Raw genomic sequence first — 21,814 nt, 5'->3', positions numbered from 1 at the left:
TGCCCGGCTTCGTCCGGAGGATGCGCCAGTCCGGTCGGGGGGCGACTCATATCGGCCAAAGGGCGCGCGGGTTCGGCCGGAGAACGCTCCACGCCGACTGGGGATACTCCGTGTCGATCGGAGGGTACTTTGCCCACGGCTTCGCTCCGGCGTGACCCATGGCGGCGGTCGGACGTGGCCGGGCGACCTGTGGGTGGATGCAGCGCGGGATATCGGCATGTCGGCATGACAGCGATGACACAATGGCGATGTCGCTAACCGATCGGTGCCGTTTTGGAGGTGGTCATGGCCAGCTTGCTTCTCGCCATCATCTATCTGGCGTTCGTCAGTCTCGGACTGCCTGATGCGCTGCTGGGTTCGGCGTGGCCGACGATGTATCGGCAGTTCGACGTGCCGGTTTCGTTCGCGGGCGGCATTTCCATGACGATCGCCGCCTGCACGATCGTCTCCGCGCTGCTCAGCGACCGGCTGACGCTGCGCTTCGGCGCCGGCCGTGTCACGGCGGCGTCAGTGGCTATGACAGCGCTTGCACTGTTTGGTTTCTCGGTGTCGCCGAACTACTGGCTGCTGCTGGTGTTCGCACTGCCGTATGGTCTGGGCGCCGGCGGCGTGGACGCGGCGCTGAACAACTATGCGGCGATCCATTTCAGCAGCCGCCACATGAGCTGGCTGCACTGCATGTGGGGCCTCGGTGCGACCGCCGGCCCGTACGTGATGGGTTTTGCGCTCTCGAGCGGCCAGGGCTGGCAGTGGGGGTACCGCTACATCGCGCTGGTGCAGATCGTGCTGACGGCGGTGCTGGTGTTCAGCCTGCCGCTGTGGAAGGGGCGTGACGACGACGCGTCGGGCGGCGACCCGTCCGACGCGGGGCAGACGGCGCCGGAGCGACGTCCGCTGTCGGTGCGCGACGTGCTCGCCATCCGCGGCGCCAAGGAGATCCTGATCATGTTCTTCTGCTATTGCGCGGTCGAGCAGACGGCGATGCTGTGGTCGAGCAGCTACCTGGCGCTGTGGCACGGCGTCGAGGCCGGAGCGGCGGCCGGCTGGGCGAGCCTGTTCTACATCGGCATCACCGCCGGCCGGTTCCTCAGCGGCTTCATGACGATGCGGTTCGACGACCACGCGATGATCCGCATCGGTCAGGCGGTGCTGGCGGCGGGCGTCGTGCTGCTGTTGCTGCCGGTGCCCGGCATCGCCTGCGCGCTGACCGGCATCGCGCTAGTCGGTCTGGGGTGTGCGCCGATCTATCCGTGCGTGATCCATTCGACGCCCGATTATTTCGGCAAGGATCGTTCGCAGGCGATCGTGGGCGTGCAGATGGCGTGCGCGTACGTGGGCACGCTGCTTATGCCGCCGTTGTTCGGTCTGATCGCGCAGCATGTGTCGGCTGGTCTGTTCCCCGTGTATCTGCTGGTCATCCTGGTGGCGATGGTGGTGATGCACGAGCGGCTGCTGTCCCTGCGCCGGTGACGGCGGCCGCGCCGGGCCCTTCGCGGCGGCGGCGCCCGGTCCGGCATGTCGCGGCGGGTGCGCTGGCAGAATGGCGGATAGTTACTAACCGGTTGGTATGTCAAAGGAGATTTCATGGTCGGTCTGCTGTTGGCCATCATCTATCTGGCGTTCATCAGTCTCGGACTGCCCGACGCGCTGCTGGGGTCGGCGTGGCCGACGATGTATCGGCAGTTCGACGTGCCGGTCTCGTTCGCCGGCGGCATCTCCATGGTCATCTCCGCCGGCACGGTGGTCTCGGCCCTGCTCAGCGACCGGCTGACGCTGCGCTTCGGCGCCGGCCGCGTCACGGCGGTCTCCGTCGGCATCACGGCGCTGGCGCTGCTGGGCTTTTCGGTCGCGCCGAACTACTGGGTGCTCATGCTGCTTGCCGTGCCCTACGGTCTGGGCGCCGGCGCCGTGGATGCGGCGCTGAACAACTACGTGGCGCTGCACTACGAGAGCCACCATATGAGCTGGCTGCACTGCATGTGGGGCATCGGCGCCTCCCTTGGCCCGTATGTGATGGGTTTCGCGCTGTCGAACGGCCAGGGCTGGCAGTGGGGGTACCGCTACATCGGCATCCTGCAGGTCGTGCTGACCGCGATCCTGCTGCTGAGCCTGCCGATGTGGCGGACTCGGCGCGGCGGGGCGGCCGACCGGCCCGGCGGTGCCTCGGACGGGCCGAAGAAGCCGCTGACACTGCGGCAGATCGTCGCGATCCCGGGCGCCAAGGAGATCTTCGTGATGTTCTTCTGCTACTCGGCGGTGGAGACGACCTCCGGCCTGTGGGCCAGCAGCTACATGGTGCTGGGCCACGGCATCGACGCGGTGACCGCGGCGAGCTGGGCCAGCCTGTTCTACGCGGGCATCACCGTCGGCCGGTTCCTCAGCGGCTTCATGACGATGCGGTTCGACGACCCGACGATGATCCGCATCGGCCAGGCCACCGTCGCCATCGGCGTGATCGCGATGCTGCTGCCGCTGCCGAGCAACGTCGGCGTCATCATCGGCCTGATCGTCGTCGGCCTGGGATGCGCGCCGATCTACCCGTGCATCATCCATTCGACGCCCGCGTATTTCGGCGAGGACAAGTCGCAGGCGATCGTGGGCGTGCAGATGGCCAGCGCCTACGTCGGCTCGATGCTCATGCCGCCGGTGTTCGGCCTGATCGCCAACCATGTCAGCATCGCGCTGTTCCCGGTGTTCCTCGGCGTGTTCCTTGTGCTGATGGTGGTGATGCACGAGCGCCTGCGCCGCGTGCGCGGCTGAACGGCCGGAGGCGTTCCGCCCGGTTCCGGCGTGTCGTTTCGGGGTCCTGCCATAATCGAACATATGTACGAATGCATGGATCTGTTCTCGGCGCCCACCCGGGCATGGTTCGGGCATGCGTTCGTACAGGGGCCGACCGAGGCGCAGCGCCGGGCCTGGCCGGTCATCGCCGCCGGGGGCGATACGCTGGTCGTCGCTCCGACCGGCTCGGGCAAGACCCTGGCCGCGTTCCTCTACGCGATCGACGCTCTGATGCGCCGGCATGCGGACGCCGCACCGGAGCGGTCCGCCGGCGGCGGGTCGAATCGCGGCCGCGTCAAGCGCAACAAGGGCGTCACGGTCCTGTACATCTCGCCGCTCAAGGCGCTCGGCGTCGACGTGGCACGCAACCTGACGCGGCCGCTGGACGGCATCGCCGCGGCCTGCGAGGCGATGGGCGTTCCCGCCCCGTCCATCGACGTGGCGATCCGCAGCGGCGACACCACATCGCGCGAGCGTCGTTCGATGGCCTCGCACCCGCCGGACATCCTGGTCACCACGCCCGAGTCGCTGTACCTGCTGCTGACCTCGAAGGCCCGGGCGACGCTCGGCACGGTGCGCACGGTGATCGTCGACGAGATCCACGCCGTCGCCGGCAGCAAGCGCGGCGCCCATCTGGCGTTGAGCCTGGAGCGCCTCGACCTGCTGACCGGCTCGCCGGCGCAGCGCATCGGTCTGTCCGCCACCGTGCAGCCGGTGCAGGAGGCGGCACGCTACCTCGGCGGCGGCCGCGCCGTCACGGTGGTCGACGCGTCGGCGGCGCCGGCCATGGACCTGCGGATCGTCGAGCCCGCCGCGGCGATGCCCGATCCGAATGAGGACAAGGCGAAGGCGCGTGCCGGCGGCGTGCCCGCGGAGGGCATCGGGGCCCGTCCGATCAGCGGCGTCACGCCGGCGATGCGCAGACTGGCCGAACGCCGGGGCGCGCTGCCGGACGGCGCGCAGTCCGCGAGTTCCGCTGGTTCCTCCGGTTCCGGCGCCGGCGCGACGCGGCGTGATCGGCGCGACCCGGACGGCCAGGGGCGGCAAGGCCCGCAGAATCCGGATCGCCCGGTCGCCTGCGACATCGCCGACGCCCGCATCGGGGGCGACGAGCGGGCCGGGTCGATCTGGCCGATCGTCGAACGCCACGTACTCCACGAGATCCTCACGCACCGCACCACGCTGGTGTTCGTCAACTCCCGCGGCCTGGCCGAACGGCTCACCGCCCGGCTGAACGACCTGTACGCCGCGATGCCCGGACATGCGGCCGGGGAGCCTGGCGGCGCCCCGGACCCCGCATCGTCGGCGGAAGGCCGGGGGCGCGCGGGCGTGCCGCAGGCCGCCGGCGCTTCGGACGGCAACGCCAGCCCGCGCGCCGCCGCCCTCGGGGGAGGTCGGCACTACGACGCGCTGCTCGGTTCGTCCACGAACCTCATCCCGCCGCAGGACCCGGACCACGCCATCGCGATGGCGCACCACGGATCGGTGTCCAAGGACCGGCGCAAGCGCATCGAGGAGGATCTCAAACACGGCCGGCTGCGGTGCGTCGTGGCCACCAGCAGCCTCGAACTCGGCATCGACATGGGCAGCGTGGACCTGGTCATCCAGATCGCGCCGCCGCTTTCGGTCTCCTCGGGCCTGCAGCGCGTGGGGCGCGCCGACCACCGCGTCGGCGGCGTCTCGCACGCCCTGTTCTACCCTCTGACCCGTGAGCAGATCATCGGATCCGCCGCCACCGTCGAGGCGATGCGGGCCGGCGCGATCGAACCGCTGGCGGTGCCGCATTGCCCGCTGGACATCCTCGCCCAGCAGACCGTCGCCGCGGCCGCCATGGAGGACCTCAAGCCGGACGACTGGTACGCCACGGTGCGCAGGGCGGCGCCGTTCGCCGACCTCGACCGGCAGGTGTTCGACTCGGTGCTCGGCATGCTCGCCGGCGACTACAACTCCGAGGAGTTCTCCGCGTTCCGCCCCGCGTTGGTGTGGAACCGCGACGACGACGTCGTCTCCGCGCGCCCCGGCGCGCAGCGTCTCGCCGTCACCTCGGGCGGCACGATCCCCGACCGCGGCCTGTACACCGTGGTCCTGCCCGAGTCGGACGCCGGGCCCGGACCCCGCCGGGTCGGCGAGCTGGACGAGGAGATGGTGTACGAGTCCCGCGTCGGCGACGTCATCACGCTCGGTACCTCGACCTGGCAGATCCAGGAGATCACCCGCGACCGCGTCATGGTCACGCCGGCTCCTGGCCGTACGGCGCGCCTGCCGTTCTGGCATGGCGAGGGCAATGGCCGCGACGCCGGTTTCGGCGCAATGCAGGGGCGGTTCGTCCGTGAGCTGTCCGTGGAACTGGTCGACGGCGGGCCCGATGGCGGCGGCGCGTCGGGCAGCGGGGCGGACGCCGGGCCGGCCGGACCCCGGTTCACGCCGGCCGCGCTGGCGCGGCTGCGCGACGACGGCCTGGACGACAACGCCGTCGACAACCTGGCCCGTCTGCTGCACGAGCAGCGTGCCGCGACCGGCACGGTGCCGAGCGACCGGAACCTGGTCGTCGAACGCTGTCCCGACGAGGAGGGCGACTGGCGCGTCGTGCTGCATTCGCCCTATGGCCGCCGCGTGCACGAGCCGTGGGCGATGATCGTCAGCAACCGCATCAAGCAGCGCTACGGCTACGACGGGCAGGTGTACGCCGCGGACGACGGCATCATCGTGCGCCTGCCGCAGGGCGACGGGCGCATCCCGGCCGCCGACCTGTTCCTGTTCGACCCGGACGACGTGAACCGCGAGGTGGCCGAGCAGGTGGGGGAGTCGGTACTGTTCGCCTCGCGGTTCCGCGAATGCGCGGCGCGCTCGCTGTATCTGCCGCGCGCCACACCCGGAAGGCGCGTGCCGCTGTGGCAGCAGCGCCTGCGCGCCGCCCAACTGCTCAACGCCGCGCGGACGCGGCGCAACTTCCCGCTGATCCTGGAGACCACGCGCGAGTGCCTGCAGGACGTCTACGACATGACGGCGCTGCGCCGGGTCATGGCCGGCCTGCGGGACGGCACGATCGGGCTGGTCGACGTGGAGACGCGCGACCCGTCGCCGTTCGCCGAGAACCTGCTGTTCGGCTACGTGGGGCAGGTCATGTACCAGTACGACCAGCCGCAGGCCGAACGCAGCGCCTCGCTGCTGTCGTTGGACTTCGACGCCCTGGAGCGGCTGCTCGGCACCACCGACATGTCCACCGTGCTCGACCCCGGCGTGATCCGCGAGGTCGAGCGCGAGCTGGGCGACCGTACGTTCTGGAACGAGCTGGACGCGCACGATGTCGCCGGGCGCGTGGCCCGCTACGCCAAGACGCACGGCCCGTTCACCGCCGACGCGATGATCGCCGACCTCGGCATCGACGCGGCCGGCGCCGTGCACGAGCTCGACCGGCTCAAGACCCGGGGCGAGGTGCTGGCCGGCACGTTCGTCGGCGAGGCGGCCGACGGCGTCGTGCAGTATCTGCATCGCGACGTGTTCCGGCGCATCCGCTCGCGCTCGCTCAGGAAGGCGCGCCAGGCCGTCAGGCCCGTCGAGCCGTCCGCATACCAGGCGATGCTGCTCGACAGGCAGGGCGTCGGCCCGGTCGGCGGCGAACGGCACGACGGCCCCGACGGGCTGATGCGCGTCATCGAGCAGCTCGAGGGCGTGGCCCTGCCCGCGCAGGTCTGGGAACGGTCGGTGTTCCCGGCGCGCGTGCGCGGCTACCACCCTGCGATGCTGGACGAGCTGCTCGCCTCCGGCGACGTGGTGTGGGTGGGCTCGAAGACCGCCGACACCAAGGCCAGGGAACCGGGGCGCATCGCCTTCCACCCGGCCGATTCGGAACTGCTCCCCGCACCCGGCACCGTGATACCGGGCGGGGCAAGTACACCGGACGAGGCGAACGCGCCGGACGGCGACATGCCGACCCTGCCGGAGGCCGTGATGCGCGTGTTGTCGGCGGGCGGCGCGTTCCGCGCGGAACGGCTGGCCGACCTGACCCGCGCCGCCTGGAGCGCCGGCGAGGAGACGGTCGACCCGCAGACCGGCGAGATCGTGCAGCGGGCCTGGTCGTCCGACCAGTTCGAGGAGGCGTTGTGGTCGCTGGTCTGGCAGGGACGGGTGACCAACAGCTCGTTCGCGCCGATTCGCGCGATGACCGCGGCGACCTCCGCGCGCAGAACGCGCAGCGTGTCCGTGGGGCGCATGCGCCGTCGCGTCCGCGTCGCCGCGCCGACGCCCGCCGGCATGCAGGGCCTGTGGTCGGCGGTGCCGTCCACGACGGCCACGAACGAGCAGCGGTCGCTGGCCCGGATCGAGGCGCTGCTCGACCGCTACGGCATCATCGCGGCGCCGCTGATTGACGCCGAGGAGATCCCCGGCGGGTTCTCCGCGTTGTACCCGGTGCTGCGGCGCATGGAGGAACACGGCACGCTGGTGCGCGGCATGTTCGTGCGCGGCTTCGGCGCCGCGCAGTTCGCCCGGCGCGACACCGTGGACCAGCTGCGCCGCCAGGGCGAGGAGCATGGCCGGTCATGCGTGGCCGTGGATGTGACCGACCCGGCCGACCTGACCGGCGCCGCCGTGCCCTGGCCGGAGCCCTCGACGCGCGGCGAGGACGCGCAGACGGTCAAACCGGCGCGCCGCGCCGGCTCGCTGGTGGTGTTCGACGGCGGCGCGCCGGTCGTCTACGCCGCGGTGAAGGGCCGCCACCTCGTCACGTTCGTCGATGACGCCGACGTGCTGCGCCGCGCGTTCGCCGAACTCGCCTATGCGCTGCAGAGCCGTGACTTCGGCGCCGTCACCTTCGCCGACATCGACGGCGAACCGCTGACCGCCCGGTCGGAGCGCGCCCGCATCATGCACGCCGCCGGCTTCACCCCTTGCCCTCAGGGCATGAAGCTGTACCGGTAGCGCGGAAGGCGCGGCAGCGGTCGCCGTCATGACAACGAACCTTGACAGCGGCTTGCATGCAGTGCGGCATATGCGCATCATGGCGCTCGTCATATCTATGTCGACACGGCGAGGTCACGATGACGCAAGTGCTCTACCATTCACGGGGAATCCGCGCATCGGCGTGTGTGATCATGGCCGGCGCGATCGTGGCGGCAGCGATGTTGTCGGCGCTGCTGGTGGCGGTGTCGCTGTCCCGATGGGATATCTATGTGCAGACCGGCGAAACCTATCTCACGACATTCGCCGACGGCACGCAGGGATACGTCAATCAGGGCGAGATTCGCAACGTCGCAAGATTCGGCATCGGAACCAGGGCGATGCTCTGGTCATGCGCCGCGCTGCTGGCCATCGTCGCGGCATCGTTGCTCGTACGGTTGTACTGCGCCATGCATGCATGCCTGACCGTCTATGCCGATCGCGTCGAATGGCACGGAATGCGTTGGAACCCGTTTCTTCGTCGGTCGGTTGCGATCCCGCTGTCGAGCGTTGTGGCGATCCGAGCCATACGCGGGCCGATTCCCGGCGTGTTGATCGTTTGCTCCTCGGGAGAGTCGGTGCGATGCGACTGCCGGAATCCGAAAACCGTCCTCGGCTTTGTCGCGGGAAGTGCAGGGCAGTGAACCGTTGCTGAGGGGCAACCGTTGCCGTCGACAGCGGGACGGTGGGGTTTGGCGGAATTATATTGTGTTGTGGTCTCTTGCATGGCATAACGGGGATGTGCGCGATGGAGAGAGAGTTGGTATGGATGCGACCCCGTTCGCGATGGCGAGGATCATCTCGCCAAGGTCGTGAAGCACCCATGTCAGTATGTTAATTGCGAAGCAGCCGCATCGCGTGCTGGCGGCGTTTTTCGTGGGCCATCTAGAGAAAACGGTGGTCCGGTTGAACGTGTGGGAGTGGCAAATTGTGCGAGGTTATACAGACGGTGACACCGCTATCAGGGACATCGTTTGTCGATTGGATATCATCGTCAACCCGGTGTCCACCCATATGCATCGCGTTACGAAGGAGCTTGGTGCACCTAACTGTGTGGAATCGATCAGAATCTGTGGAGAACTATGACCTGCTACGACGATGAAGCTCGCGACTGTGACACATGTATTGTCGGTCCGCGGATATACCGGATGCGCTGTATGTCGACATATACGACGCTGCCCGCCGCGTTGTGTCATGAGATGCTTGACGCAGTGTGGAGTAGCGAGGTCCCGTCTTCTAAGGTAAATTATGCCGGCATATCAACTACATTGTTTTAGTTATCGATGAGGAGAACAACAATGGGGAACAAAGTTCGTCGGATGCTTGCATGCGTTGTCGGCGTTTGTGCCATCGCGATGGTCATGCCGATATCCGCTCAGGCTGCACAATACAATGTATCCGGCTATCTGAATACTGGAGGTTACTTGGTGCAGTATTCAACGTTCCGTTGGCATACTTCGGGAGAGATGAGTATGACGTTATCGGACAACGTTGAAACATACAGCCAGTTCGGACTTCGTGGCACGGATGACGTGCAGCAGACTCCTACCATTCAGTTCAAAGCGTCTGAAATCAACGTGAGGAAGGTCTGGGGGCTTGGCTCAACTGGAAGCTACGCCCTCAACGGCAGGATGGGTCCCCGAAGCGGCGCGGATAACAAGTGGGAAGGAAAAATGGTCCTGTAATCCGACGTATGTGAATGCTTGGTCGTTCATATGTTATCGTAGCCCGTTTCGATAGCGAAGCGGGCTACGCATGAGATTGGATGAGGAAACTCTCTGAACGCCGACGACGCTAGCTTACAAGGCGGGCCGTCGTCGGTCGTTTACGAAGGGAGATATTCATGGATTACAGGATGGTGCGAGCGGGTATCGCCGTTGTGGCGTGTGCCACGCTGCTTGCCGGATGCGGGGCGGCATCGCAGGGGGCGGACGAGTTCATGGACTGGGATGACGCCAACGCCGAGTATCAGGCCACAGTCGCCGATTTCCCGTTCCCGCTGATGGGAGGCGACGAGTTCCCTGCGGACATGGGCGAAGGCGGCAGCGACCTTTACCAGCATGGCTGGGGCGAGGGGCAGGCCTACTTCTACTGGATGTGCTCGGTCGAGCGTCACGTCCTCGAGACCATGCCCACCGACCCGGATGCCGCCTACGAGTCGGTGGAAGCGCTCAGACAAGTCGTGGACACCACATGGTTCGCCACGTATTTCGAGGATCCCGAACACGGGTTTGAACGTGAGGTCATCGATAAGTCGGCGCTGGGCGACACCTCGGTGATGCGTGAGCAATACGACACCGATTGCCGCTGGTATCGCCAGGTGAACGGACTGTGACATGCGGGTCCCGGTCAGTGGCTCGCCGCCTTCGTCCCGTCGCGCCGGCCATGCGTCGCGACCGCGGAGGCGGGGCCGTATGTTCCGTCGTGCGACGGCGCGCCTGCGCGGTACGATGACGTCGCTACTGTGCATGGTTGCGCCGGCATGCCTGCTTGCGTGCGTCGGGTGTGCCTCCGGACCCGACGGTGGCATTGCCGACGGCGTGGCGACGACCGAACCCGCCGAGGCGATCGAGGTGTCCCGAGGCCGGCTCGTCCCCACGGTGTCGTCCACGTCGACGGTGCTGGTATCGCAGCCTTTCGCCATCGCTGCGCCCCGTCATGGGATGTTCCACGGCGGCGTCGCCGACGGCGAATACGTCGCTGCCGGCGACGTTCTGGGAACCGTGGACGGCGAGCCGCTGACGGCTGTGGCGGACGGCGTCGTGGAATCGCTGGCGCCGGACAACGACGTGGCGGTCGGGTATCCGGTGATGCTGCTGCGGTACGGCGGCATGTCATCGCAGGTCGACGTGTCCGCGCTGCTGCGCACCGGCGACGCCCGGGGCGGATTGTCCGGCCGCTTCCAGGTGACCGGAGGCCAGGGACCGACCGATTGCGTGGCCGTCGTGCCCGCGGGGGATGGTACGGCGGCCGAGGGAGCCGTCGATGCGTCTGGTGCGACCGTGGTGCAATGCCTGTTCCCCAAGGACGCGGCGGTCTCCTCCGGGCAGAGCGTCGTCACGGTGGTGACGGCTCCCGCCGTGGAGGATGCGCTGCTGCTCCCCGTGTCCGCGGTGGCGGGGCGTGCCGGCCGTGGGCAGGTGCTGCGCAAGGACGGCGATGGGTACGTGCTCGTCGATGTCTCGCTCGGTGCCTCGGACGGCACGTCGATTATCATCCTGGACGGGCTGGCGGAAGGGGATATGGTGTCGTCGGTCGCGCCGAACCTCATCGCCGGCGGCGAAGCGTCATGAACGGCGTGGCCGAAGGCGGAACCATCGGCGACGCCGGGCGGGACATCGGTGCCGATGTCGATGACGGCGCCGTTCCCATCGTGGCGATGCGTGAGGTGACCGCGACGGTGCGTCTGGCGGACGGGTCGGATCTGACGACCGTGGACGGCGTGACCCTGACGCTGCGCCGAGGCTCGTCGACGGCGATCGTGGGGCGGTCCGGGTCCGGCAAGACGAGTCTGGCATCGATCATCGGTCTGCTGAACACGCGGTTCTCCGGGCGTCTGCTGTATGAGGGCAGACCCGTGCACCGGTGGTCGGATGCCGAGTTGTCCCGGTTCCGGTGCGACCACGTCGGATTCGTGTTCCAGAACTATTCTCTGATTGCTCATCTGCGCGTATGGGAGAACGTCGCCATACCGTTGGAGTACTCCCGGCGCCGTTTGTCGCGCGGCCGGATGCGCAGACTTGCGCTGCGTGCGCTGGCGGGCGTCGGCCTGGACGGCAAGGCCGACGCCAGACCGGTCGTGTTGTCGGGCGGGGAGCAGCAACGCGTGGCCATCGCCCGTGCGCTGGTCAATAATCCCGACATGTTGATCTGTGACGAACCCACGGGAGCGTTGGACACCTCGACGGGCGACGAGGTCGCCGACATGCTGTTCGACCGGGTCCGCGCCGATGGCGTGACATTGGTGCTGGTCACCCATGACGTGCGATTGGCGGAACGCTGCCAGCGTCGGCTGGTCATGGAGCGGGGGAGGCTGTCATGCTCCGCATGATCGTGGCCGACTTGCGGGTGTCGCCACTGCGCACGACGCTGACGGCGTTGTCGATGGGAATCGGCGTGCTGGCGCTGATCGCGTCGGTGGTGATCGGCACTATCGGCCGTGACTATCTCGAGGCGGTCAACGCGCGGCTGTCGGGATGGGCGCCGACCTACACCGCCCGGGTCGACGGCGCCCTGTTGACCGACATGGAGCGAAACACCGCGCTGCGTCACGCGGCCGACACGTTCGCCCCGGGGGATCTCGCCGTGCGCTACCGGGTAGATGCCTTGGTCGTGCGACTGGCGGGCGGTGTCCCCGGCGACGCCACGATCGTCATCACGACCGATTCGTGGAGCGATGTCTTCCCGATGGCGCGCGAACGAGGGCGATGGCTGACGGCGGAGGGGGAGCCGTCCGGCCCCGAGGCGGTGGTCAACGCGGCGGCCCGGACAATGGTGTCCGGCGACGGTTCCATCACGTTGGGCGTCCATGGCGGCACGCACGAGGCTGTCCTGCGTGTCGCGGGCGTGGTCGACGACGGCATTCGGGAGCCCGCGGTGTACGTGAATGCGGCGGCGATGGAACAGTTCTTCCCGCAGATGTGGAATCCGACCGAGCTGACGCTGCACTGCCACCCGGCGTCCGATGGCATCGACGAGCAGACCCTGCACAGCGCCATCGACGACCTGGTGCACGACACGGTGGGAGGGCGGCTCGCCGACTGGACGCGCAGCGACAACGCCGGGACCTATGAACAGGTCATCGCCTTCCTGCAGTTCGGCACGCTGGCCTGCGCGGCGTTGCTGCTGATGGTGGCCGGCATAGGCGTGGTCAATATCGGACTCGCCGGCATCGAACAACGCGCGCGGGAGCTGCTGATCCGCCGCGCGCTCGGCGCGACCCGGCTCGACATCATGCTGCTGGTCGTGGGCTCGTCCGTGCTGCTGAGCCTTATCGTGGCCGTCGCGTCGACGCTGCTGTCCGTAGTGGTGGTCGCCGTCGTATCGAACACCATGCTGGACGACAGCCTTGTCGACATGCCGCCGTATCCGGCCGTGGCGGCGCTGGCGGCCTGCGCTGCGGCCGCCGCGACCGCGCTGTTGGGCTCCCTCGCCCCCGCCGTCAAAGCCGCGTCCCTGCAGCCCGCGTTGGCGCTGCGATGATCAGGCCGCATCGCCGGCATGCCGTCACAGCGTCGCGGTTCAATCCGACAACGGTATGCTGGCCCGCAGGAACTGGATGTAGCGTTTGAGGAGTAGCTGGTCGGTGGCATTGAAGTATCCAGTGTGTGTGAACTCGTTCTATGCGTGACCATACGGGCTTGTCGCCTTTTTGATTGCCTGGTTTATCGTACGAGGACATGTGTTTATAGGACTGTCTCATTCGCTATTGAATGACTGTTTTCCTTATGCATGTTTGGCGTATGGTGCCTTACGGTGTTGCTCGCGATACCTGATTGAAACGAAACGTGCCATGTGCGCGTTAAGACAGATATCAAGAAGATGTTCGATTGCAGTCGTGTTCCATCCGTAACGAATATGTGCTTCATTCAATTGATGAGGAACACAATCACATGCACTGCGAAATGGCAGCTTTGCCCGATAATGGGATGGTTGCCTGCATCGACCAGAGCTGGGGATCCCGTTGGACGGTTATGGCGCCGCCGAGGGATTCGACTTGATTTCGGTAAAAGCTTAGTCCCATGCCATTGGTCCTATGCGGCGCGGCATTGAGACGTGGCGTATCGGAGACTTCGATATGTAACGTGTCACCTCTGACTCCGATGAGCATGATGTATTCGTGCGCATGATCCGCATGATTGATGATGTTGTTGACCGTCTCCCGGATAAATCCAGTGATGACGATCGCCCGGTTCTCATCCGTTGCAATGTCGGCATCGGCTGTATTCGAATCATGTGCCAGCAGGATGCCGGAGAATCCGGCCTCTTCCAATCGTTGGCGTTGTTCATGGATAAGAGGACCCAATGGAACCTTGTTTGTTGAAATGGGAGGGTATGCGAGATCTTGGACATCATCCTGCAGAGTGTCGAGCACCGCTCGGGTTTTAGCTAGTGCTCTCATGATGTCATCATGTACGTGACGCAACTGATTGCGTCGTGCATCCAGATCGGTTTTCGCCTCGTACGTTTCCAATTGGATGAGCGCGAGATTGAGATCGTTACAGACGGAGTCGTGCAGGTCCGCGATGACGTGGTCCCTGCGTCGTTGTTGTTCACGTTGAACCAGGAACGCATAGTATTCCCGATAACGGCGAATACCGAACCCGGTTGCAGACAATGCGACCATGGTCGACAGGAAGAGCACCGTGTCGTTCATCGATGCATCGGAAACGCCGGCGGGAATGGCAATGATTTTATAGATTGTGGAGATGAGAGAAATTATTAGAGCGATTGGCAGGGAAAGGAACCCTAGGAATACCATGAGTACGAAGCCGATGACGATGAGCATGCTGGGAGTCGGGAACGGGATGTAGTAACTGATTTGCCAGCAGATGACGATGCATAACGCTCCGTATGGCGGAATCACTGCAAGAATCAAGATGGCGAGTATTGTCATTCCCCAAAATACCCAAGCCGAAGGGGAATCCGGTACGTTGTATCCGATGGTGATTTCCACGATGCACAGCATGACGGACAGTGCAGCGAATCCAATGGACCATACCCCGCACATAGGCGGCAACGATGAGGTATTGCGTTGTTGGAAGAGTCGTTGTATTGATGTGCTGTTCATATGAGATCGTAATCTTTGGCTTTCCGGATTGTCTGTCTCCGATCGGTAGTTCCCAGCTTGGCTGCAGCGCGATGTACGTAAGTGAAGACGGAGTTGGCAGATATACGCAGGGACTGTGCGATTTCTTCTGTAGTATGGCCTTGGTCGTACATATGCAGAACTTGCAGTTCACGGAAGCTTAGTGCTGGTACAGCGTTTGTGCAGTGTCTGGTGGTTTGGGCAAAGCGCTGATGGGCCTGGAGGGCGGTCATGAATGTTTCCGATTCGGGCGTATCTCCTTGCGCCACAACGGGGATGATTGCGTTCAATTGTTGGGTGATTTGGTCCTTGGAAAGAAGCGCTTGAGCTCCTGCAGCGGCAAGATCATTCCGATACCGGTTGGGATTATAAGAGGAGATGCCAATGATGCCGATATCCGCGGTGCGTTGCCGGATTATTCGGCACACATCGATGCCACTGGTACCGTTCAATGCCATGTCCAGAATCAGCACTTGCGGGCGGCTGCTATCGAAGAGACAATGGTGGAGCGCCTGTGTTACTGATGTGCACGACCAGATGACCAGGAATCGCTGTCCGCTGCGACTGATCCAGTCGGCGATTGACTGTGCGCTCCAGATATCATTGTCCAGAACCCCGATGGTTGTCTTCTCTCTCATGGTTTCTTTCGCGGTGAAAGTTCTACCAACCGAATCACCATAACATGCCGCTGTTCGGAATTAACGGAATTGTCAAGATTTTCTTGACACAACGTGGAATTACAAGCATTGCGTCTGGCAAAAGGTAATGGTATTCAGCATGTTCGTATAAGGAAGCGATAATGACGATACGGTTGGGGTGCATCGGGTTGTGTTTGTTCTTTGCGGTGGGTTTACCGTTTAATGCGGCTGCAGTGTCTGCTGTTTTCGGGAACGGGGCGGTTAACATCATCACAGCTGATTGCCCCACATGGCTTCCAGATTGGTGGTGTTCATAGTGTCGCAATTATTGTGACATGAGTTTGTTTAACAGGGTGTTGGTAGAGCACGATTTTATTGTCCATATTCGCAACGAAGAGAAAGGATTTTGATCATGAACACTCGAAGTGTGTGGACCCGAGCGGCAACGGTGCTGGCGGTCGTCGCAGCCTCGTTGTGTTTTGCGGCTCCAGCCATTGCCGGTAACACTTCGCAGTCCTCATGGAGTGCCTATCTGACCAGTTGGAACACGTCCGATACGCCCAATCGTCAGAAGCAGGACACCTCCAACGGATTCATCCGAGCCGATCATGTTTCTGGAGGGCGCACCATCCGCGCGTGGATGCTGGGTTATTCCAACGAAGATGTCAGGTCGGGCACTGTGACTTTGCAGTCCGGAACCTCCGGGTATGTCACCAATCAGGCGTATCAGTTGTTTGACGGCCCCAAGCAGGTGCATATGCGACTGCAGAATACTCAATACTACTCTACAGGCACCGAAGCGGCCGGTGTATGGAGCCCGGATAGCCGCTGACTTTGAGATTGCCGCATGATCGTTGTCCGGCACCACGGCACAGTGATGCCGGACAACGACTGCCGTTGGGAGGGGGAAGGCATGGATCGGTACATACTGGCTCGGCGGCTTCGCCGCGATCTGCTGAGCCCGAGGATGGCGGTGATACTCCTGGCGTCGCTGCTGCTGATCGGGGTGCAATGGTGGACCACCGACCACGCCAGCTACGTCATCGCGGACAGCGCCCCCAATTTCCTGTGCGACGTGATGCTGTTCAGCCAGTACGGCACCGGTTCGGGCCTGTACCTGTTCCTGCTGCCGTTCCTCGCGGCGCTGGCCGGCAGCGGCGCCGTGTCGACCGAGCGGCATTACTCCCGGTTGGGCGAGGTGGTGGTACGCGACGGGCGGGCGCGGTTCCTGCGGACCTCGATGGTGTCCGGCTGGATATCCGGCGCGGTGGGCGGCGTGCTGCCGCTGGTGTTGAATCTGTGCTGGGCCGCCGCGTGCAACCCGCATCTGGAGTTCATCGACGGCACGGAGTTCGACGCCCAGGGCATGTTCCTGCAGCGGTACGTGCTGATCTCGTCGATGTCGTGGATGTACCCGGTCTACCGCGTAAACCAGGTGCTGTGCATCGTCGTCGTGGTGCTGCTGGTCGCCGCGATATCCGGCCTGTACGCCGCGCTGGGGGTGGGCGTCTCGTTCTTCGTGCGGCGCCGGTACGTGGAGCTGATCGTCCCGTTCGTGGCGAGCTTGGCGTGGTGGATGCTGCCGGCGCTGACCGGCGGTCTGGTGCCGGACCAGTGGAGCCATGTCATCTTCCTGTCCATCGGCCCGGGCAGCACGGACGGGCTGCGCGCGCAGAACGTCGTCGGCCTGGCGCTGACGGTCGTCCTGCTGGCCGGGGCGTCCGTCGGGCTGCTGATGGCGCAGGAGCGGCGCGATGAACGGTGACGGGCGCGGCGTCCGCCGCCGGATCTCCCCGGGCATGGCGCTGCTGGCGTGCTGCGCGTCGGCGGCCTGCCTGGCCTACTGCTGCATGTCGCTGGTCCGTCCGCACGGCATTCCGATCGACTACGCGGGCTTCCTGCGGTACCCCGCCACGAACGCGGTGCTGCCGGCGTATCTGCTGCTCACGTACGTGTTCCACGTCCGCTACCGGGTCGAGGAGGCGGTGCGGGTGGACATCCGCAGGGAGCTGCTGGCGAACGCGGCGCACCTGGTCGTCGTGGATCTGGCCGAGGTCGCGGTGGCCGTCGCGGCGTTCGCGGCCATGCAGGCGATCGGCGGGACGCTGGTTGCGGCGGAGCTGCCGTTTCTGGCGCTGCTGGCCGTGCAGCTGCTGATGATGAACGCCTCGGTGGGCGCGGTGCAGCTGCTGCTGACGAACTGCGGCCTGGTCTGGGAGCACGTCACGGCCGTGCTCATCGGCTGGTACGCGATCGCGATGTGGCTGCTGCTGCCCCTCGCCGGCGAACCGGTCCGGTACCTGTGCTGGTTCTGGCAGCCGGTCGCCCCGGACTGGCGGTCGGTGGCCGTGGACCTGCTGCTGCCGTTTGTGGGCTATTGCGTGCTCATGGCGGTGGCGAACGTCGCGGTGTTCGGGCGACGCGAACGGCTGGAGGGCTGACATGCGCGCGTGGGCCCGGTTCCGACAGATGCTGCATGCGCGCAACGAGCTGCGCCTGCTGGTGGCGGCGATCTACGCCGTGATGGTCTGGCAGTACTACCAGACCGGCCAGGACCTCACCGTGTTCATGGGCATGTTCAGGCCGTCGAACGATCCCGGCGTTCCTCCGCTGGCGTACAACATCTTCCCGCTGGCCTTCATGGCGGCGGGCCTGGCGCTGCCGATGGACCAGCCGTTGGAGTACCTGGCCTCGCCCGACTATCTGGTCTATGTCAGGCGGCCGCGCACCGCGGCGCATTTCCTTAGGTACCTGGCGATCACGGCCGCGTACTGCTGCGCGTTCACCGCCATTCAGCTCGCCGTGGCGATACGAGTGGCGTCATTCGCCGACCCGGTGAGGCTTGCGGCGTCGGCCCTGTGCGCGGGGTGGACGCTGCTGGTGCTGTCCCTGCTGGTCGGCGCGGGCTATCTGGCGGGCAACCGGGCGTTCGGGTACTTCATGGCCGTCGTCGCCTACGCGGCGCCGGTGTCCGTCCCCGCGGCCACGGCATGGCTGGTCGGGACGGGCGCGGGGTCGGTGCCGAACTGGGTGCCGGCGCTCGCCGTCGCCGGCGTGGCCGCGGCGGCGTTCGACCTGTGCCGGTTCCGGCGTTTGGAGATCATCTGACCGGTGCCGGCGGGCCACGCCGCCGGCACCGCACGAGCAAGAAGGAGCAAGTCATGTATCTGCGGATCACCGGTCTGACCAAGACCATCAGGCGCAGGGTGGTGCTGCGCGACATCGACGCGGGGTTCGAGCGCGGCGCGGTGTACGGCATCGTCGGGCCCAACGGGTCGGGCAAGACGATGCTGCTGCGCGCGATCTGCGGGTTCATCCGGCCGGATCGCGGCACGGTGAGCATCGGGGGCAAACCGGTCGAGTTCAACCGCCGGCCGCCGGAGAACATCGGCGTGATCATCGAGCATCCGGGCTTCGTCCTGTACGAGAGCGCGATGGGGAACCTGGAATACCTGGCCGGCATCAACCGCCGGTTCGACCGCGTCGAGACGGAGCGGCTGCTGGAGCTGTTCGGGCTGCGCGGGCACGAGCACGAGAAGGTCCGGTCGTACTCCCTGGGCATGCGGCAGAAGCTGGCCATCGTGCAGGCGCTGATGGAGCACCAGCGGCTCATCCTGCTCGACGAGCCGACCAACGGCCTGGACGAGCCCTCGGTCGAGCGCTTCCTCGAGGAGATGGACCGCCAGCGCGCCGCCGGCAACACGATCCTGATCGCCAGTCACCACAGCGGCGAGCTGGCGCGCATCGCCGACCACATCTACATGATGGCCGACGGCCGGCTCACCGTCGACTAGCCGCCGCGGACCGGTCCGCCTCCGGCCGCGCACGGCGGACGGGCCGGCGCTCACCCCGCGAACGCGATCGGCGCGGCCAGGTCGGTGCCCGAGCCGTCGCGGCGCATGTCCGGCTTCGGCAGCTCGACCGGGTGGCCGCCCTCGGTGCAGGCGTGGATCGGGTACTCGCCGACCCACGCGAAGATCAGCGTGTTCTGGCCCTTGAGGAAGCGCTGCGAGCGCACGCCGCCCGTGGCGCGGCCCTTGGTCGGGTACATCTCCAGCGGCGTGACCTTGGCCGAGCCGTTCTCGGTGCCGGGCAGCGCGTCGGCGTCGCCGGCCACGGTGAGCACCACCGCGCCGGAGGCGGAGAACAGGCCGTTCTCGCCCTCGTCGTAGGTCCACGCCACCCTGCCCGCGCTCACCACGTTGAACGCGGCCACCCGGCAGCCCTCGGCCAGCTTGATGCCGGCCATGCCGCCGGCGGTGCGGCCCTGCGGGCGCACGTTGCCGGCCTCGAAGGTCAGCAGCGAGGAGTCCGTGGAGACGAACACCAGCCGGTCCTCGTCCGCGGCCGGCGCGGCGAAGACCACGGTATCGCCGTCCTTGAGGTCGATCACGCTCCAGGAGTCCATCGTGGTCGGCGACTCGCGGTTCCAGCGCTTGACCACGCCGTGGCGCGTGCCGATCGCCAGCGGCGGCAGCGCCGCGGCGCCGGTCCCGTCGTCCGCGCCGCCCGCGTTTCCGCCGGACTTCGCCGCGCCCATCGCGATCGCCGTGACCACGTGCTCGCCCGGGACCGGGTCGGTGCTTTCGGTCGCGCCCAGCAGCTCGTCGGCGCGCACGCCGCCGGCCACGCTCAGCGTCGTGGAGGCGGGCAGCGCCGGCAGGTCGGCCACATGCGCGAGCACGAGCCGGCCCGCGGAGGTGATCAGCGCGTACGAGGCCAGCGTCGTCGTCTCGAACAGCGCGACGATCTGGTCCTCGGGCACGCGCGGGTCGGCGGCCGAACGCGCCCGCCACACGTCCATCGCGCTGGGGGAGGTGCGCGCGATCAGCCCGGTCGCGCCCATCATCACCACGCAGGGCTCGTCGTCCAGCTGCAGCGCCGCGGTCGCGCCCTGTTCGTCGCCGGCCTTGCGCGCGGCCGCTGCGGCGGCCTTGACGTCGGCCTCGGCGGAGGAGACGGTGTGCGCGGCGCGCACGGCCTCCATCGCGGAGGCCGGCACGCCCTCGTCGCCGGCGGCGGTCACCGGGGTCAGCTCGCCGTCGGGGCCGACGTCGAGCAGCACGGTGCGCCGCGGCGTGCCGTACTTCGCCGCGACCTCGTCCATCTCGGCGACGACCACGCGGTCCAGCTCCGTATCCGAGGCCAGGATCCGCTCCAGCTCCTCGATGCGCCGGCGCAGGTCGTCGCGCTCGGCCTCGAGCTCGATGCGGCTCATGCGCGTCAGCCGGCGCAGCCGCAGGTCCAGGATGTACTGCGCCTGGATCTCGTCGAGGTCGAACACGGCCATCAGCCGGGTCTTGGCCGCATCCGCGTCGTCGGAGGAGCGGATGACCTGGATCACCTCGTCGATGTCGACCATCGCCAGCAGCAGGCCCTCGACCAGGTGCAGCCGCTCCTGCGCCTTGGCGCGGCGATGCTCGCTGCGCCGGCGCACCACCGTGCGGCGGTGGTCGATCCACACCTGCAGCATCTCCTTGAGGCCCATCGTGTGGGGCCGGCCGTCGACGAGCGCCACGTTGTTCATCGTGAAGTTGTCCTGCAGCGGCGTGTGCTTGAACAGCTGCGTGAGCACGGCGTTGGGGTCGAACCCGGACTTGATCTCGATGACGATGCGCGTGCCGTTGTGCCGGTCGGTCAGGTCGATCGCGCCGGAGATGCCCTCCAGCTTGCGGTTCTTCACGCCCTCCGAGATGCGTTCGAGCACGCGCTCGGGGCCGACCATGAACGGCAGCTCGGTGACCACGATGGCCTTCTTGCGGGCGGTGACGTTCTCGATGTGCGCGGCGGAGCGCGTGGTCAGCGTGCCGCGGCCGGTCGCGTACGCGTCGCGGATGCCGTCGCGGCCGATGATGACGCCGCCGCCCGGCCAGTCCGGCCCCGGCACGAAGCGCATGAGCTCCTCCAGCGTGGCGTCGGGGTGCGCCAGCAGGTGCTTGGCCGCGTTGATGACCTCGCCCAGGTTGTGGGTGGCCATGTTCGTGGCCATGCCCACCGCGATGCCCGAGCCGCCGTTGACCAGCAGGTTCGGGATCGCGGCCGGCAGCACGGTCGGCTCCTTGAGCTTGTTGTCGTAGTTGGGGGAGAAGTCGACGGTGTCCTCGTCGATGTCTGCGTTCATCCCCAGGGCCGCGGGCGCGAGCCGGGCCTCGGTGTACCGGGAGGCCGCGGGGCCGTCGTCGAGCGAGCCGAAGTTGCCGTGGCCGTCGACCAGCGGCAGTCGCATCGCGAACGGCTGCGCCAGGCGCACCATCGCCTCGTAGATCGCCGAGTCGCCGTGCGGGTGCAGCTTGCCCATCACCTCGCCGACCACGCGGGCCGACTTCATGTAGGGGCGGTCCGGCGTGAGGTTCATCTGGCCCATCTGGTAGACGATGCGGCGCTGCACCGGCTTGAGGCCGTCGCGGGCGTCCGGCAGCGCGCGGGCGTAGATCACCGAGTACGCGTATTCGAGGAACGACTTGCTCATCTCCTCGTTCAGCGGCGTCTCGACGATGTTCTCCTTGATCGTGCGCGGGTCGAACGCCGGCTGCGCCGGTTTGCGATGTGATGCCATAGATGAAGCTCCCAACGACTGACTTGCGAACCGAACCATATTATCCGACCGCCCCGCCAAGCGTCCGACATGCGGTCCGGGCGCGGGGGCCTT

Annotated in this window: 17 protein-coding genes; 14 read left to right on the top strand and 3 right to left on the bottom strand. The window is 66.4% G+C overall.

All coding sequences use genetic code 11. The features are described 5' to 3' along the window. Positions 1–285: 285 nt before the first annotated feature. From KIH73_RS02770 to KIH73_RS02730, 9 genes are all read left to right on the top strand, one after another. Positions 286–1,470, top strand: a complete 1,185-nt coding sequence (locus KIH73_RS02770; RefSeq protein ID WP_219080313.1) for an MFS transporter — start codon at positions 286–288, stop codon at positions 1,468–1,470. A 114-nt stretch (positions 1,471–1,584) separates the two neighbouring features. Next, complete coding sequence (locus KIH73_RS02765) at positions 1,585–2,760, top strand: MFS transporter (RefSeq protein ID WP_219080311.1); 1,176 nt, start codon at positions 1,585–1,587, stop codon at positions 2,758–2,760. 63 nt (positions 2,761–2,823) lie between these two features. After that, positions 2,824–7,701: an Lhr family ATP-dependent helicase gene (locus tag KIH73_RS02760; RefSeq protein ID WP_219080309.1), complete on the top strand. Its 4,878-nt coding sequence runs from the start codon at positions 2,824–2,826 to the stop codon at positions 7,699–7,701. 119 nt (positions 7,702–7,820) lie between these two features. After that, positions 7,821–8,363, top strand: coding sequence for a hypothetical protein (locus KIH73_RS02755; protein ID WP_219080307.1), 543 nt, complete (start codon positions 7,821–7,823; stop codon positions 8,361–8,363). A gap of 654 nt (positions 8,364–9,017) precedes the next feature. Next, entirely contained in the window at positions 9,018–9,404 is a 387-nt protein-coding gene (locus tag KIH73_RS02750; RefSeq protein WP_219080305.1) for a hypothetical protein, read from the top strand. Between the two features lie 158 nt (positions 9,405–9,562). Further along, the gene (locus tag KIH73_RS02745) at positions 9,563–10,054 is read left to right on the top strand and encodes a hypothetical protein (protein ID WP_236022540.1); all 492 of its coding nucleotides are present in this window, start codon (positions 9,563–9,565) and stop codon (positions 10,052–10,054) included. Between the two features lie 79 nt (positions 10,055–10,133). Continuing rightward, positions 10,134–11,012, top strand: a complete 879-nt coding sequence (locus KIH73_RS02740; RefSeq protein WP_236022539.1) for an efflux RND transporter periplasmic adaptor subunit — start codon at positions 10,134–10,136, stop codon at positions 11,010–11,012. A gap of 86 nt (positions 11,013–11,098) precedes the next feature. Then, a complete protein-coding gene (locus KIH73_RS02735; RefSeq protein ID WP_236022538.1) occupies positions 11,099–11,770 on the top strand; it encodes an ABC transporter ATP-binding protein in 672 nt (223 codons plus the stop codon). Continuing rightward, on the top strand, positions 11,758–12,921 hold the full coding sequence (locus tag KIH73_RS02730) for an ABC transporter permease (protein WP_219080301.1): 1,164 nt from the start codon (positions 11,758–11,760) through the stop codon (positions 12,919–12,921). The genes KIH73_RS02735 and KIH73_RS02730 overlap by 13 nt, the downstream gene beginning before the upstream one ends. A gap of 406 nt (positions 12,922–13,327) precedes the next feature. On the opposite strand, the gene KIH73_RS02725 is transcribed toward KIH73_RS02730, so the two are convergent. Then, the gene (locus KIH73_RS02725) at positions 13,328–14,395 is read right to left on the bottom strand and encodes a sensor histidine kinase (protein WP_219080299.1); all 1,068 of its coding nucleotides are present in this window, start codon (positions 14,393–14,395) and stop codon (positions 13,328–13,330) included. A 110-nt stretch (positions 14,396–14,505) separates the two neighbouring features. Then, positions 14,506–15,165: a response regulator transcription factor gene (locus KIH73_RS02720; RefSeq protein WP_219080297.1), complete on the bottom strand. Its 660-nt coding sequence runs from the start codon at positions 15,163–15,165 to the stop codon at positions 14,506–14,508. Between the two features lie 412 nt (positions 15,166–15,577). Between KIH73_RS02720 and KIH73_RS02715 the strand changes: the two genes are divergently transcribed. From KIH73_RS02715 to KIH73_RS02695, 5 genes are all read left to right on the top strand, one after another. Next, positions 15,578–15,997 carry a hypothetical protein gene (locus KIH73_RS02715; protein ID WP_219080295.1) on the top strand — a complete coding sequence of 140 codons (420 nt, stop codon included), beginning with the start codon at positions 15,578–15,580 and terminating at the stop codon, positions 15,995–15,997. Positions 15,998–16,132: 135 nt separating this feature from the next. Further along, entirely contained in the window at positions 16,133–16,930 is a 798-nt protein-coding gene (locus KIH73_RS02710) for an ABC transporter permease (RefSeq protein WP_219080293.1), read from the top strand. Beyond that, positions 16,920–17,606: a hypothetical protein gene (locus tag KIH73_RS02705; protein ID WP_219080291.1), complete on the top strand. Its 687-nt coding sequence runs from the start codon at positions 16,920–16,922 to the stop codon at positions 17,604–17,606. Before KIH73_RS02710 ends, KIH73_RS02705 begins: the two co-directional genes overlap by 11 nt. Position 17,607: 1 nt before the next feature. Then, the gene (locus tag KIH73_RS02700) at positions 17,608–18,273 is read left to right on the top strand and encodes a hypothetical protein (protein ID WP_219080289.1); all 666 of its coding nucleotides are present in this window, start codon (positions 17,608–17,610) and stop codon (positions 18,271–18,273) included. A 53-nt stretch (positions 18,274–18,326) separates the two neighbouring features. Then, positions 18,327–18,959, top strand: coding sequence for an ABC transporter ATP-binding protein (locus tag KIH73_RS02695; RefSeq protein WP_219080287.1), 633 nt, complete (start codon positions 18,327–18,329; stop codon positions 18,957–18,959). A 50-nt stretch (positions 18,960–19,009) separates the two neighbouring features. Here KIH73_RS02695 and KIH73_RS02690 read toward each other — a convergent pair whose 3' ends face one another. After that, positions 19,010–21,721, bottom strand: a complete 2,712-nt coding sequence (locus KIH73_RS02690; protein ID WP_219080285.1) for a DNA gyrase/topoisomerase IV subunit A — start codon at positions 21,719–21,721, stop codon at positions 19,010–19,012. Positions 21,722–21,814 lie beyond the last annotated feature (93 nt).

Source organism: Bifidobacterium phasiani (assembly GCF_019331775.1).
Taxonomy (GTDB): Bacteria; Actinomycetota; Actinomycetes; order Actinomycetales; family Bifidobacteriaceae; genus Bifidobacterium; species Bifidobacterium phasiani.
This window is presented reverse-complemented; position numbering and strand designations above follow the sequence as displayed.

Bases quoted from the DNA above. Each gene is read 5' to 3' on its own strand.
- KIH73_RS02730 (WP_219080301.1), top strand. From the start codon at position 11,758: ATGCTCCGCATGATCGTGGCCGACTTGCGGGTGTCGCCACTGCGCACG.
- KIH73_RS02755 (WP_219080307.1), top strand. From the start codon at position 7,821: ATGACGCAAGTGCTCTACCATTCACGGGGAATCCGCGCATCGGCGTGT.
- KIH73_RS02740 (WP_236022539.1), top strand. From the start codon at position 10,134: ATGTTCCGTCGTGCGACGGCGCGCCTGCGCGGTACGATGACGTCGCTA.
- KIH73_RS02735 (WP_236022538.1), top strand. From the start codon at position 11,099: ATGCGTGAGGTGACCGCGACGGTGCGTCTGGCGGACGGGTCGGATCTG.
- KIH73_RS02710 (WP_219080293.1), top strand. From the start codon at position 16,133: ATGGCGGTGATACTCCTGGCGTCGCTGCTGCTGATCGGGGTGCAATGG.
- KIH73_RS02750 (WP_219080305.1), top strand. From the start codon at position 9,018: ATGGGGAACAAAGTTCGTCGGATGCTTGCATGCGTTGTCGGCGTTTGT.
- KIH73_RS02765 (WP_219080311.1), top strand. From the start codon at position 1,585: ATGGTCGGTCTGCTGTTGGCCATCATCTATCTGGCGTTCATCAGTCTC.
- KIH73_RS02690 (WP_219080285.1), bottom strand. From the start codon at position 21,721: ATGGCATCACATCGCAAACCGGCGCAGCCGGCGTTCGACCCGCGCACG.
- KIH73_RS02700 (WP_219080289.1), top strand. From the start codon at position 17,608: ATGCGCGCGTGGGCCCGGTTCCGACAGATGCTGCATGCGCGCAACGAG.
- KIH73_RS02745 (WP_236022540.1), top strand. From the start codon at position 9,563: ATGGATTACAGGATGGTGCGAGCGGGTATCGCCGTTGTGGCGTGTGCC.
- KIH73_RS02720 (WP_219080297.1), bottom strand. From the start codon at position 15,165: ATGAGAGAGAAGACAACCATCGGGGTTCTGGACAATGATATCTGGAGC.
- KIH73_RS02695 (WP_219080287.1), top strand. From the start codon at position 18,327: ATGTATCTGCGGATCACCGGTCTGACCAAGACCATCAGGCGCAGGGTG.
- KIH73_RS02770 (WP_219080313.1), top strand. From the start codon at position 286: ATGGCCAGCTTGCTTCTCGCCATCATCTATCTGGCGTTCGTCAGTCTC.
- KIH73_RS02715 (WP_219080295.1), top strand. From the start codon at position 15,578: ATGAACACTCGAAGTGTGTGGACCCGAGCGGCAACGGTGCTGGCGGTC.
- KIH73_RS02705 (WP_219080291.1), top strand. From the start codon at position 16,920: ATGAACGGTGACGGGCGCGGCGTCCGCCGCCGGATCTCCCCGGGCATG.
- KIH73_RS02760 (WP_219080309.1), top strand. From the start codon at position 2,824: ATGTACGAATGCATGGATCTGTTCTCGGCGCCCACCCGGGCATGGTTC.